Source organism: Pseudomonas sp. M30-35 (assembly GCF_002163625.1).
GTDB lineage: Bacteria > Pseudomonadota > Gammaproteobacteria > Pseudomonadales > Pseudomonadaceae > Aquipseudomonas.
Genome location: NZ_CP020892.1, coordinates 2451303 through 2465183, shown reverse-complemented (window position 1 = coordinate 2465183; position 13881 = coordinate 2451303). Strand labels below are relative to the sequence as shown.

7 protein-coding genes are annotated in these 13881 nt (G+C 58.3%); 3 read left to right on the top strand and 4 right to left on the bottom strand.

What is annotated here, in order from left to right; genetic code table 11:
- Positions 1–52: 52 nt before the first annotated feature.
- From B9K09_RS11435 to B9K09_RS11420, 4 genes are all read right to left on the bottom strand, one after another.
- Complete coding sequence (locus B9K09_RS11435) at positions 53–3115, bottom strand: amino acid adenylation domain-containing protein (protein WP_087516915.1); 3063 nt, start codon at positions 3113–3115, stop codon at positions 53–55.
- 111 nt (positions 3116–3226) lie between these two features.
- Positions 3227–4270 carry a TauD/TfdA family dioxygenase gene (locus tag B9K09_RS11430; RefSeq protein WP_087516914.1) on the bottom strand — a complete coding sequence of 348 codons (1044 nt, stop codon included), beginning with the start codon at positions 4268–4270 and terminating at the stop codon, positions 3227–3229.
- A 17-nt stretch (positions 4271–4287) separates the two neighbouring features.
- A complete protein-coding gene (locus B9K09_RS11425) occupies positions 4288–7725 on the bottom strand; it encodes a condensation domain-containing protein (protein WP_087516913.1) in 3438 nt (1145 codons plus the stop codon).
- A gap of 7 nt (positions 7726–7732) precedes the next feature.
- Positions 7733–8710 (bottom strand): TauD/TfdA family dioxygenase, encoded by a 978-nt coding sequence (locus B9K09_RS11420; protein WP_087516912.1) that lies wholly within the window; start codon positions 8708–8710, stop codon positions 7733–7735.
- Positions 8711–8967: 257 nt separating this feature from the next.
- Between B9K09_RS11420 and B9K09_RS11415 the strand changes: the two genes are divergently transcribed.
- The 3 genes from B9K09_RS11415 (at position 8968) to B9K09_RS11405 (ending at position 13874) form a co-directional block, all read left to right on the top strand.
- Entirely contained in the window at positions 8968–11031 is a 2064-nt protein-coding gene (locus tag B9K09_RS11415) for a TonB-dependent receptor (protein WP_087516911.1), read from the top strand.
- Positions 11032–11618: 587 nt separating this feature from the next.
- Entirely contained in the window at positions 11619–12395 is a 777-nt protein-coding gene (locus B9K09_RS11410) for a thioesterase II family protein (protein ID WP_087516910.1), read from the top strand.
- A 69-nt stretch (positions 12396–12464) separates the two neighbouring features.
- On the top strand, positions 12465–13874 hold the full coding sequence (locus B9K09_RS11405) for a diaminobutyrate--2-oxoglutarate transaminase (protein ID WP_371917457.1): 1410 nt from the start codon (positions 12465–12467) through the stop codon (positions 13872–13874).
- Positions 13875–13881: the final 7 nt, after the last annotated feature.

The window sequence follows — 13881 nt, the reverse complement described above, 5'->3', positions numbered from 1 at the left end:
TTAAAGCGTCCTGCAAAAAAAGGGGCGACGGCGCGGCGAGTTGGGAGTGCGGTCAAAATTCGGACTCATCGAGTTCCGCCAGCAGCGCCTGCATTTCATCTTCGGACAGGCCCGAGGCGCTGAATTCGCTGCTCTGGACCTCTGGCTGTGCGGTGTCGGCGATCAGGGGCTGCGCAACCTCGGCCATGCCTGCAATGGTCTGGCGTTCGAATACATGTTTGGCGGACAGCGCGATGCCTTGCTCGTGAGCCTGGGCGACCACTTGCAGGCTTAGAATCGAGTCGCCACCGATGGCAAAGAAACTCTCGGTGACGCTTACAGAAGGCAGTTTCAGGACTTTGGCGACAATCGACTGCAGGGTGCTTTCCATGGCGTTGCGTGGAACCACATGAGCGCTTGCGTCGAGCTGGTCCGGGTCAGGCAACTGGTTCAGGTCGAGCTTGCCGTTGGGCGTACGTGGAAAGCTCGCCAGAGTCAGCACCTGAGTTGGCACCATGTATGACGGCAGGCGCTCGCCGAGGAAACGTTTGATCGCTTCCGAGTTCGGCGCGTAGCCGTGGGCCGCCAGAACGTAAGCCAACAAGCGCTTGCCAGCGGCGTGTTCCTGAACGATCACCGCGGCTTCACGCACGTCGCTGTGGCTGCACAGTTGTCGCTCGATTTCGCCGAGTTCGATGCGGTAGCCGCGTAGTTTGACCTGATGATCCTTGCGGCCAAGGAACGCCAGGCGGCCGTCCGCCAGCCAGCAGGCGAGGTCGCCGGTGCGGTAGGCGCGGGTGCCATCAGCGAGGGTGACAAAAGCGTTGGCGGTTTCTTCGGGTTTGTTGCGATAGCCACGGGCCAGGGTTGGGCCAGCGAGAACGATTTCTCCCGGCTCACCGACACCGCAGGTTACCGCGTGCTCGTTCAATACCCGCAAGTCCATACCAGCAATCGGCCGACCAATGCTCAGGGTGCGATTCGGCTCGAGCACTTCATAAGTAGCCCAGACGGTGGCCTCGGTCGGACCGTATTCATTGACTAATCGCACGTTAGGCAAGGTCTGGCTGTGCTGGGCGATCAACGACGGCGGACAGGCTTCACCGGCAACGATCCAGCATTCAAGGCTGTCGGCACCGGCGGTGCGTTGCAGTGGGTCGAGCAGGGCTTGATACAAGGAGGGCAACGACAGGCCATGGCTGACCCGGTGCTGGACGATCAGTTGGGCCAATCTTGGCATTTCCAGTTCTTCACCTGGGGCCGGTAATACCAGGCGTCCACCTTGGGCCAAGGTCCAGAAAATCCCCGCTACCGAGCTGTCAAAGGCAAATGACGACAGCAGCAGATAAGCCTGTACTGGCGTGGCGTAGGAGGCCATGCGCACCTGGGTCGAAAAACTCAGGGCAGCGTGGCTGATTTCCACGGCTTTCGGTGCGCCGGTAGAACCTGAGGTGTAGATCAAATAGGCCAGATCATCTGCACTCGGCCATGCCAAAGGTGGCAGGTCGTGGGTATCGGTCGCGCTCAGGTCGTCAAGGACGAAGCGTTTCAGGCTGGCGGGAACGCTGTCGGCCAGTTCGGCGCTGACCACAATGTGTGCGATAGCGCTGTCGGCCAACATGTAGGCACGACGCTCCGCTGGATAGCTCGGATCAACCGGAACGTATGCGCCACCGGCTTTCAATACCGCGAGCATGGCGACCACGGCGGCGTTGCCACGGGCAAATAGTATGCCCACCGGCACACCGGGACCGATACCGGCAGCCACCAATTGATGGGCCAGACGGCTGGAACAGGCATCAATCCCCGCATAGCTCAGGTCGCTATCCTTGTCGCTCAGGGCGATGGCATCCGGCTGTTGTCGTACCTGACGGTCGATCAGTTCAACCAAGGTCACGGGTTCGGTGACGGGCATCGCCGCTTCGGCTTCGATGCTTTGCAATTGAAGCGGACCGGCCAAAGGCAGTTGTGCCCAGCTGTGTTGCGGCTCGCTCAATGCGCCTTGCAGCAGTTGTAGCCATTGTTCGCCGAGACAGGCTGCGGCATTGCTGCTCAAGGTATGACTGTCATAAATCACATGGGCCCGAACGCCATCCGCTGCCTGCTGCACATTCAGGCAGGCTTTCAGCGGATTCAACACGGCGCTGGCATAACGTTCCTGAGCATCAAGCTGACGCCAGGCGAATGCATAGCCGCCATTGAGATCATGGGTGTAGTAATCCTGCCAACCTACGCTGCGCTCGAGGCTGGCGGCGACAGCTTTGCTTTGCTCCAGCAGCGTCGCTTGCGTATCCAGGTCAAAACGAACCGGCAGGCACTGTTCAAACAGACCCAGTGCGTTTTCCAGTTCCGGGCCACGATTTTCGTCAATCACCGTCAGAGCAACCTGCTGTTGACCAGCGAGGCGCGCAAGCAAGGCTGCCCAGGCCGTCAGCATCAGGTCTGAGGTCAGAGCCGGGTGACGCGCGAGGTGAGCGGGAAGGGTCAGATCCACACGCTCAGGAACAAACCCGTTGCCCGAGACGGACTCCAGCGACAACTGCAAGATCGGTTGTTCGCTCTCCGCCAGCGGCTTCCAGAACGTCACGCCCGGATGGTTGGGTTCGTCTTCTGTCAGGTTCCAGCGCCACTCGGCGTAGTCGGCGTATTGCAACGCCTCGGTCAGCTCAGGGCAGCTGTCCTGCAACAATGCCCGGGCCAGCAGTTTCAGGCTATTCAGGTCGAAGTGACTGCTGGCACCGGCCAGATCCAGCACCGACTGCTCGTCAGACAGCTGTACCAGCGTCACAGTCAGCGGCAGTGTCCAGTCACGGGGCTGTTCGCCAAGGCGGGTCAGCTCAGCGGCCTGCTCGGTAGGGTCAAGGGAGCGCAAGTCGAGCATGACGATGGGCAGATCAACGGATTCGTCGATTACCTGCACCGGAAAGCGCAGCCCCGGTACGGGCACCAGCCGGGTGCGCAGGATTTCACTGGCAGCGCTCAGGTCGGACAGGCGTTGGCTGAGGACATCGGCCGACACGAGCTTGGAACACGACCACTGCAAACGGCAGCTCAATGGATGCGCGGTACTACCGCTGATGTGCTGATATACCGACGCCTGTTGCGGCGAAATACGAAAACCTTGGAGTCCGTTCATTTTCAACTCGACTGCAAATTGTGAGTAAACCTGGGTGTGACCAGAGACACGAATCCACTGACTGGAATCAGTCGGGCCTTGGCTGTCTGGCTGGAGGCACCCATCGAAAGATCAAACAGCAACGTCACCCTGCAGCAGGGCTTCAGCCATGCCGGTGAGGATGGCGCGCTTGCCGGTGAAGGGTTCACGGCCGTGCACCGCGAGCATATTGTCGATAAACAGCACATCGCCCTGTTGCCAGCTAAACCGCACCAGCGAGTCGAGGTAAGCGGCCCGTAACGACTCCAACACTTGCGGCTCGATCTCTTCGCCGTCGCCATAGAAAGTGTTGGTGGGCAGGTCAAGATTGCTGAAGTTGCTTTGCAAGGAGTCGCGGATGGCGGGTGGCAGGGTGCTGATGTGGAAGAAGGTGGCATGGTTGAACCAGACTTCTTCGCCAGTACGCGGATGGCGTACCACGGCGGGCCCGCGTTGGCGGGTTCGCAGGCGGTTGTTTGCTTTCCATTCCACTTCGATGCCGACACTGGCGCAGTAGTCTTGTACTTCGTCACGGTCTTCGGACTGGAACACGCTCTGCCACGGCAAGCCAAAACCGTCGCCGTAGTTGCGTACGTACAGCACGCCTTTTTCACGGAAACGGGCTTCGATTTCCGGGCTGATCCTTGCCTTGACGGTGCGGGTCGAACCGATCGGGGTTTCGCCACCGGTCTCGGATGGAGTCTGGCAGTAGAAGAACAACCGCAATGGAAAGCGTGGTGAGTACGAATGTTCGTTGTGCGGAAAAATCATCTGATCGGCCGGGTAATCGGTCGAGGTGTAGATGTTGCCGCCGACACGGGTGCGCGGGGAGGCACGAAACATATATTCCAGTGCGCCGGGGGAGAGTGCGGCGATCACCTGGTCGAACTGTTCGACCGACTGCACCGAGAACCCGCGAAACAGCAAGGCGCCGTATTGCAGTAATTTGCTCTCCAGGTTTTCCCGCTCTCCGGCCGCCCAAGCCGCCAGATCGACACCGCTGACGGCGGGTTCGATCACTAACGGCAGAGCATGGTCCGGACTGAGCAGCCGCTCGCTGACCAACTGTTGTGAGACGTTCATGGCTTTACGACGCACGCCGCCGAGAGCGCGAGAAGTTGGGGGCACGATAGACATAAAGGTATCCAACTTGGTTAAAGGCTCAAGGAGCGGCGTTTGGTCTGCAGCATCTGACTGCGACCGGCCACAGCCCGGGACTGCTGGTGTTCACGCTGGAAGCTCTGGTCCCAGGTATCGAGCCGCTCAGCCAGTGCTGATAACGACTGGTCCAGCAGGTTGTGGCTCTCGTCCAACAGGCGTGACCACAGATGTTGCAGGCGCAGGGCACGGTCCTGATCGAAGTACTCAGCGCGGAACTTGAGTGTCGCGTCGATGCCTTCACTGCCGTGAACCAGATCAAGCACCAAATGGAAATCACCCGGCGCCTGCGCCACTTTCAAAGTGCTCATGCGTGCACCGGCGATAGCGGTCGGCGTTACTCGGGAAGGCTGGTAATTGAGCTTGACCTGAAACAGTGGCGAGTGACCGGGGCGTCGTTGCGGCGCCAATGCTGAAACCACCAGATCGAACGGCAAGTCTTGGTGGGCGTAGGCCAGACGCGCCTGATCGCGGACTTGCTTGAGGAAACCAGCCAAAGTCGGATCGCCGCGCAGGTCGCAGGGCAAGGTTAATTGGTTGACGAAGAAACCAATGACGTCGTTGTGCTCGGCCAATGGACGACCGCTGACATCGGTGCCCAGCAGAAACTGTTGCTGCCCGCCCAATTGCTTGAGCACCAGTTGATAACAGGCCAGCAACAGCATAAACAAGGTCATGCCTTGCTCACGGGCCAGTGCCGCCAGAGATTCGCAGTTGGTCTGGGGCAGCGTGAAGTTCAGGCTGTGCTCGCCATGACCCAGCCCACGGCCACCCAGTTCGAGGCTTTGTGGCACTGTCGCCAGATGTTCGCACCAGAAGTCTTGTTCCGCAGCGATGCGTTCGTCGCTCCAGTGTTCGGCTTCCCAAAGGGCGAAGTCCAAGTATTGCACCGGCAACTCGGCAGTGGATGTACCGGCCAGTTCCGCCAGCAGCAGTTGTGCCGAACGCCCGTCGAAGGCGATGTGATGCAGACTGAGGAGCAGATCGTGCTGTTCACCGTCGCGGCTGAGCAATTGCGCGCGCAGCAGCGGCCCGTGCTTCAGATCAATCGGTGTTGCGTGTTCGTGGGCCAGACAATCAGTGAGCGTCTGTTGTTGCAGCGCTGCGGGTTGATCGCGCAGGTCGTGCCAGTTCAGCGCCACAGCATCCGTCGGCAAAATCCGTTGTTGCGGGCCGTCAACACTGTCGTTGTAGACGGTGCGCAGTGCGCTATGACGATTTACCAGCGAATTCAGGCGCAACGCAAGGGTTTCGGTATTCAGCGTGCCTTGCAGGCTGAGGTGCAACACCAGGTTGTGCTGGGTGTCGTCGGGGTTTAGTTGGCGCAGGAACCACAGGCGGCTTTGAGCAAATGACTGACGGCCTTGCGCTTGGCTGGTATGGCAACGTTCCGCAAGGCTGGTCTCAGCGCTCGACGCGTGCTCACTGAGGAAGTCCAGCAGGTCCTGCGCCCAGACCGCCAGAGTTTGCTCGCCGAACAGACGTTGGCTGTTCAGGTTCCAGCCCAGATCCTTGTACAAGCGCGCGGCGAAGTCGGCGATGCTGATGGAGTCCAGGCCCATGCCGATCAGACTCTGGTTGAAGTCGACCGCCAGATACGGATTGACCACGCGCAGAGTCTGCTCCAGCCATTGGCGGCAAGCGGGCAGGGCGGAAATAGAAGCATCGGCAACAGACTCGAAAAGCTGCGTATGGTTGAGATTCTCGCCGATGTCCGAGGTTTGGCCGCCGTGCTGGGCAATGATAGACAAGGTGCCGGCGGCCAACTGCTTGCGGGCGCCCTGGCGGGCGATCTTGCCGCTGGTGGTCATCGGAATGGTGCCAGCTTCCACTAACACAATCTGATCGATGCCACACTCGGCTGCTTCTCGAACGGCATTTTGCATCGAGGCAAACAGCGCCGGATGACGCGCCGAATCGACGAATTTACGTTGGGGTTCGGCGACAATCACCAGCTTTTCGCGGCCCAGTAGCGGGTCCATCTCTGAGAAAGCGGCGATGCGCCCGGTACGGATACCTGGCTCGGCATCGGTAATGGCGAATTCAATGTCGTGCGGGTAGAGGTTGCGCCCATTAAGGATCAGCAGGTCCTTGAGCCGACCACAAATAACCACCTGCCCCTCGTGCATGAAGCCCAAGTCGCCGGAACGCAGGTAATGTCCGGGCTCACCAACAATGCGCGCTTCAAATGCCTCGCGACTGGCTTCCGGGTTTTTCCAGTAGGCTTCAGCGTTGCTCGGCCCGTTTAACCAGACTTCGCCGATGCAGTCAGCAGCGCAACGCTCATGAGTGTCGGGGTTGACGATGGCGATGTCGTGCAGGGCTTGCGGATAACCGCAGGCAACAAACTCCACTGCCGGGGCTTCGCGTGTCGCCAAGGCGACGCGGCCGGTTTCGAGTACAGCCTTGTCCAAGCGCAGCACCACGGGCACGGCGTCGGCGGGCGTGGCGCTGACACACAAGGTGGCTTCGGCCTGGCCATAACCGGGGCTGATCGCCAACGGATTGAGGCCGCAGGCGGCAAAGCGCTGGGCGAAGGTTTCCAGGGTGCCGGGGTGAATAGGTTCGGCGCCGTTGATCGCATGCTGCCAGGCGCTGAGGTCAAGTTGGGCGATCAGGTTATCGCTGACTACTCGATTGCACAGGGCGTAGGCGAAATTGGGGGCGAAACTGGCGGTGGCGCGGTAACGGCTCAAGGCCTGCAGCCAGGTGGATGGCGCGTTGACAAAGGTCTGCGAGGCCATCAGGTAGCAAGGCATTCCGCTATACAGCGGTGCCAGCAAACCACCGATCAGGCCCATGTCGTGGTACAGCGGCAGCCAGTTGACCATGCCGCCATGTTCGTCAAATCCATAGGCCTGGCGCATCAATTCGACATTTGCGATCAGGTTGCGTTGCCGCACTTCGACACCCTTGGGAGTGCCGGTGGAGCCAGAGGTGTATTGCAGGAAAGCGACTGTCGCGGCGTCGACATTCGGCCGCACCCAGGCACTGGCCGGCGGTGTGCCGAGACCTTCGACCGTCAACACTTCAACCTGGTGTTCGACCAGTTCCAGCAAGTTCTGGCAGTGATCGGACGGAGCAAGGATCAGTGCCGGCTCGGCGTCGACCACAACCTTGCGCACACGATCAAGGTGACGCGGTTTACGCGATGGCGGTGGAAACAGCGGCACAGCGATCAGCCCGGCATACAAACAAGCGCAGAAGGCGCGGGCGTAGTCGAGGCTACTGGGCAGCATCAACAGCACGCGATCGCCCGGTGCGTAGCGTGCTTGCAGCGCTGCCGCCAGGGATTGGCTCTGCTCGTGCAGCTGGGCAAAGGTAAGTGACTGGCCAATCTCGACGCCGTCAGGCAAAAAATGCAGGGCAGGGCGCTGCCCAAAATTTCGGGCATTGCTTTCCAGCACTTCGATCCAATGTTTAAAAGAGAACATTTGCAATTCACGCCATGGCAACGATGACTTTACGGTCACCGGTGTAAGGATTACGGCCGTGTGCGACCAGTCGATTGTCGAGCATCAGGATGTCGCCGGGCTGCCAGGGAAAACTGATGGCGGTCTGGCGATACACTTCGCGCACGCTGTCGAGGACCTCATCAGGGATGGGCGAGCCATCGCCGAAATACACGTGACGCGGCAGATTTTCTTCACCTACGGCCGCCAGCAGACTGGCGCGCACACTGGGCTCGATAGCTGATACGTGGAACAGATGCGCCTGGTTGAACCAGACCCATTCACCCGTTTCAGGGTGCTGCAATACGGCGGCACAGCGCTGACGGGTGCGCAGCTCACCGTCATCTTTCCATTGCCACTCGATGTCGTTATCCCGGCAGTAACGTTCGACCTGAGCACGGTCTTCGGTGTTGAACACTTTCTGCCAAGGCAGATCCAGCGCGCCGCTGTAGTTGCGTACATAGAGCAACTCGCGGCTGGCGAACAATTCGCGTATGTCGCTGGGCATGCGTTGATAGATCAAGCGGCTGTCGGCAATCGGCGTTTCGCCGCCGGTTTCACTGGCCTTGATGCAGTGGAACCAGATGCGCGACGGCCAGGGCCGGGTATAGGCCTGCTCGTTGTGTAAGGGGATGAATTGATGGGCCGGGTATTCGGTGGAGCTGTACACCCCGGCGAAGACTTTGCTGCGAGGCGTGGAGCCAAATTCATAGCTGGCCAGCGGGGCGCCGAAGCTGGCAGCAAAACGTTTGAAGTCGATGGGGGTTGGGACGTTAAAGCCGCGAAACAACACACCGCCAACGGTGGCCAGTGCCTGGTCTAAGGTGCTGCGAATCGACACATCTATATCCTGAACAGACTGTCCCGGAGTTGCCTGTATCAGCACCGGCAGCGTCAGCTCGTGGCCAGTCCCTAGCGTATTGGGTAAGGGTTCGGAAAGCCCGTTCAGGTGTTCAGTTGAAGTCATCCTAGTGCATCCTTTTGGTCTTACTGCAGCCAGACGCTGTGGCGTTGGCAAACCTGGAAAATCTGGCAGAGGTCGCTACGATAATTACGACTGATATGTATTCTCGCTTAACTACGGCAGCATATTTATTACAAATGAGATTAATTATCAATATTGTTCGCTTTTTGTTTTCGGAATACACTCCCGCAGGCTGGGGACAGCGGCGTTGTTCGGGACAATAGAAAAAAACACTAATATTTGCCAAAGGAGAGCGGGGCGTGAACTTCAAGAAAAATACAATCGCACTGGCCGTGGGGTCGGCAGTGTGTCTGGCTAATAGCAGCGTGTGGGCGGCCGAGCAGGCGAGCTCAGTGGAGCTTGCCCCAATCACCGTGACAGGTGAAAAAATCAACCGCACTCTGGAGCAAACCCAGTCGAGCGTTGCGGTTTTTACCGAACAACAACTGCGCGAGAAGCAAGACCATGACTTGGTCGATGTGTTCGCTCGCACACCGGGCGTCTACAACCAGTCTGGTAATGAAAACTGGGGTATCCGTGGCGTACCTGTGTCTGGTTTCGACGACCAGGGCCCGGCTGCTCTAAACGGTGCGGTTTCGGTGTTCGTCGACGGCGCCGTTCAGCCAAACCGTACCCTGACCCTCAGCCCCGTACCGCTGTGGGATGTCGAGCAAGTCGAAGTTTTCCTCGGCCCGCAGTCCACCACCCAAGGCCGTAACTCCTTGGCGGGCGCGGTGGTTATCCAGACCAAGAATCCAACCTTTGAGCCAAGCTTTTCCGCGCAAGCCAACGCCGGGAATTACAATGAACGCGGCGGGGCGGTTGCCGGTGGCGGCTCGATCGTTGACGGCAAGATCGCTGGCCGTATCGCCATCGATTACCAGGAAGGCGATGGTTACATCGAGAACCTGTTTAATGGCGATGATGCCAACAAGACTCGTGCCGCAAACACCCGTGGCAAGTTGTTGATCCTGCCGAACGATGATACCGACGTGCTGCTGACCTACGCTCACGGTGAAAGCCGCAAGGGCGACAATTCGGTCATTCGCCAGGGTGACAGGGTCCGTTATTACAAAATCGACTCAGACACTGAGGCTTACGACAAACTCAAGCAGGACACCTTCAGCGCCAAGGTTGATTATCGCCTTGATAATAGCTGGTCCATTACCAGCCTCACGGCCAATACCGATTCAGACTACGACGCCCGCCTCGACTTCGACCAGTCGTCCGACGCCAACCAGTTCGTATTGCGCCAACAGGATGGCAACCTGTTCAGTCAGGAACTGCGTCTGAACTACGACGGCGACACGGTGAAGAGCTTTGCTGGTATCTATTACGGCCACAACACCAACGATTTCCATGATCGCTTGTACTTTGGTGAAAGATTGTTCGGCGTCGTCAAGGGCGATACCACGATCGAAAACAAGGCTGTGTTCGGTGAAGTTAACTGGACCTTTGTTCCGCGCTGGACCTTGATCACCGGCCTGCGCTACGACCACGAGACCAACGACACTAACGTCAAGCAAGATGACTTCTCCGAGCCTGGCAAAGACAAACAAACAGCTGATGCCGTGCTGCCAAAACTCGGACTTGATTATGAGTTAGCTGCCCATCAGTACCTGGGGTTCATGGTACAGCGGGGCTATCGTGGCGGTGGCGTCAACGTTCGCGCCGGTAGCGGTCACGAAGCCTACGACCCGGAATACACCACCAACTACGAGTTGTCCTACCGGGGTTCGTTCATGAATCAAACCCTGCGTACCCGGGCCAACATGTACTACACCGAGTGGAAAGATCAGCAGGTCAGCGTGCTCAATCCACAAACTGAGTATCTCGACGTATTTAACGCTGGTCGCAGTGATATCAAGGGCCTGGAAGTCTCTGTCGAAAAAGACTTTGGCGAACAGTTGACCCTGAACGCCGGTGCCTCTGTCACCGATGGCGAATACAAGGACTTTGTCACCAGCGACGGCCGCGACATGAGCGGCGAGGACTTCCTGTTTTCGCCTAAGTACAAGATGACAATGGGCGCTACCTATCGCTGGAATGATCGCGTGACCCTGAACACCGATGTCGTCTATCAGAGTACAGCTCCGTCGGAGTACGAGTTCAACGACGCGGGTGAGGTCACGGGTGAACGCAAGAGCGACAACTATTGGCTGGCCAATTTCAACGCCGAGTACAAAGTCACCAAGAACGTCGCAGTATCGGGCTACGTGAAGAACGTCTTCGACAAGGAATACATCACCAATAATCGCAGTGGCGACATCCTTGATGCCGGCGCACCGCGAACGCTGGGGCTGATTCTGCGTTACGACATGTAAAATCATGGACGCGGGGAAGCAACTTCCCCGCGTCCTGCTTCACGCAGGTCTGAACCTCTGGGTTATTCAGACAGCCTTCAAGCTCAATCAAACCAACTTCCCCGCAGTAGTCATCTCGATGTAGCAGAGCACATGACTTCGCGCTTGATCCGCTCCCGGACCAGTGTCTCAGCACCGTGCTGCCATGGCAGTTGCTTCCTCAGTTGTAGATCATTCGATCCCATCACAGGCTGTAACCAATCTGTCGGCAGGTTAGTGGTCAATTCCACTGAATTGCCCGCCCTTAGTAATACTCGTTGCCTGCGTACCAAGCTTGCTTCTAACGCGATTCGCCAAGTGGAGCGGGTGGAAATTGCCACTCAAAACGAATGATAGGTATTATCATTCGCATTAAATTATGTTTAGATTAGAAACACGCTCTGGCTAACTCTCAACTGCCTGCCAGATTAAGGACGCAAAATGCTTTGCAACAGTTTCTGCAATCCTATTCTGGTATGGGTTAGCCACGAGCAGTACTCCATCCGGGCGTATTGCAAAGAGTTGCCCAAGTTGGACAGTAAGGCTCGGCAGAAGCAAGGGCAGAATTGATGTCAACTTCACCTAGTCCTTGGTTTTCTCTTCTGCGCGGCAAAACTGCGGCCACACTGCGGCTGTATTGTTTCCCCTATGCCGGGGCCGGACATACGGTGTTTCAGCATTGGCGGGCTCAGTTGCCGACGGACATTGAGCTGGCCCTGATCAAGTTGCCGGGCCGCGGGGCACGTTTCGGCGAGCCTCAGGCCGCTTCGCTAGACGCAATGGTCGGCATGTTGGCGCAAGCGATAGAGAATGCAGAGGAGGGGCCTGAGCATTTTGCCTTCTTCGGCCACAGCATGGGCGCTCTGTTGGCCTTCGAAACCGCACGAATCCTGCAAAAACGCGGCTTGTCACCCAGCGCATTGCTGGTTTCCGCGCGCACCGCACCCTCGACCCAAGGCTGGCGCGAGCGTCTGTCCGATCTACCGGATGCGGCCTTTCTTGAGCATATCCGTAACATGAATGGCATACCTCAAGAACTGTGCGAAAGCCCTGAATGGCTTGAGTTATTCCTGCCGATCATTCGCGCCGATTTCGCCCTCTGCGAGAACTACAGCTATCGCCCCGGGCCACCGCTAGCATGCCCAATCAACGTGCTGGCCGGCCGCGACGATGCCAACGTGCCCTTGCCACTGCTCGATGCTTGGGCTCACGAAACCCGGGCGGACTGTCAGACCCAACTGTTTGCGGGCGGGCACTTCTATCTATTCGAGCGTGAGGCTGAACTGCTGGACCTGATTCAGCGCCAACTCTGCCCACCACACAGGTCCCGGCATGCGGCTGTGTGAGGCCAAGAACCCTATTACCCAGACATTTGTCACTCCCAAGGGAAACTTATCGTGGAATCTATTCAGAACCTGCCCCCGTCCAGCGCTACTTTTAACCTTGAGCACTTTCGTCAACAAGGCCCGCGTGAGCTAAACACCAACGCCTATTTGCAGCGTCAAACTGCCCGCGAATCCAACGCGCGCTCATACCCGCGACGAATCCCTCTGGCGTTAAAGGAAGCTCATGGGCTCTATGTACAAGACACCCAAGGGCAGTTGTTTATGGATTGCTTGGCCGGTGCCGGGACCCTGGCGCTCGGGCACAATCATCCAAAGGCCATAGCTGCCATGCGCCAGACTCTGGATTCTGGCTTGCCTCTGCATACGCTGGACCTGACTACGCCGGTCAAGGATAGCTTCGTCGAAGAGTTATTCGCTGCACTGCCTGCCAGTTTTGCCCGACACGCACGCATCCAGTTCTGCGGTCCGACCGGGGCCGATGGCATAGAGGCGGCGCTCAAGTTGGCTCGCACCGCCACCGGACGCAACCCAATATTGTCCTTCTCCGGCGGTTATCACGGCATGACCCATGGCGCGCTGAGCCTGATGGGTAATCTCGGGCCTAAGCTGGCCTTGGGTGCGGCGATGGCGGAAGTTCAGTTTTTGCCTTATCCCTATGATTATCGCTGCCCCTTTGGCTTGGGCGGTGAAGCCGGGATAGACGCAGGGTTGCATTATATAGAGCAGCTGCTGAGTGACCCGGAATCCGGTGTGCTGCCACCTGCCGCCGTAGTGGTAGAGGTGGTTCAGGGGGAGGGCGGGGTAATCCCTGCTCCGGTACGCTGGCTACAGGGGTTACGCAATCTGACCCGCAAGTACGGGGTGACGTTGATCATCGATGAGGTGCAGACAGGCCTGGGGCGCACCGGCAGCCTGTTTGCTTTCGAACAGGCCAATATCGAGCCCGATATTCTGGTGCTGTCCAAGGCGCTTGGCGGTGGATTGCCGTTATCCGTGCTGGTTTACCGCGAGGAACTGGATAGCTGGAAACCGGGTGCCCATGCAGGCACATTCCGTGGCAATCAAATGGCTATGGCTGCTGGCACAGCAACCTTGCGCCACATTATCAACGAGAATCTGCCAGCCCATGCTGCCGCCATGGGTGAACGTCTGATGAACCAGCTTCGACAATTGCAGACTGACTATCCATGCATCGGTGATGTGCGTGGCCGCGGCTTAATGGTGGGTGTGGAAATAGTCGGCGCTACCGATGGCAATCGTGTACCGCCAGCGGACTCGGCACTGGCCGCAGCCATACAGCAACAGTGCTTGCGTCTGGGGATCATTCTGGAACTGGGTGGACGCCATGGTGCTGTGGTGCGTTTCTTGCCGCCGTTACTGATTCAGGCTGCGGAAATCGATTTGTTGGTGGAACGTTTCCAGCAGGCTTTGGACCAGGCGCTGGAAACGACCACAAGCAAGACTCTGCATATCGCTTAGTGTTTAT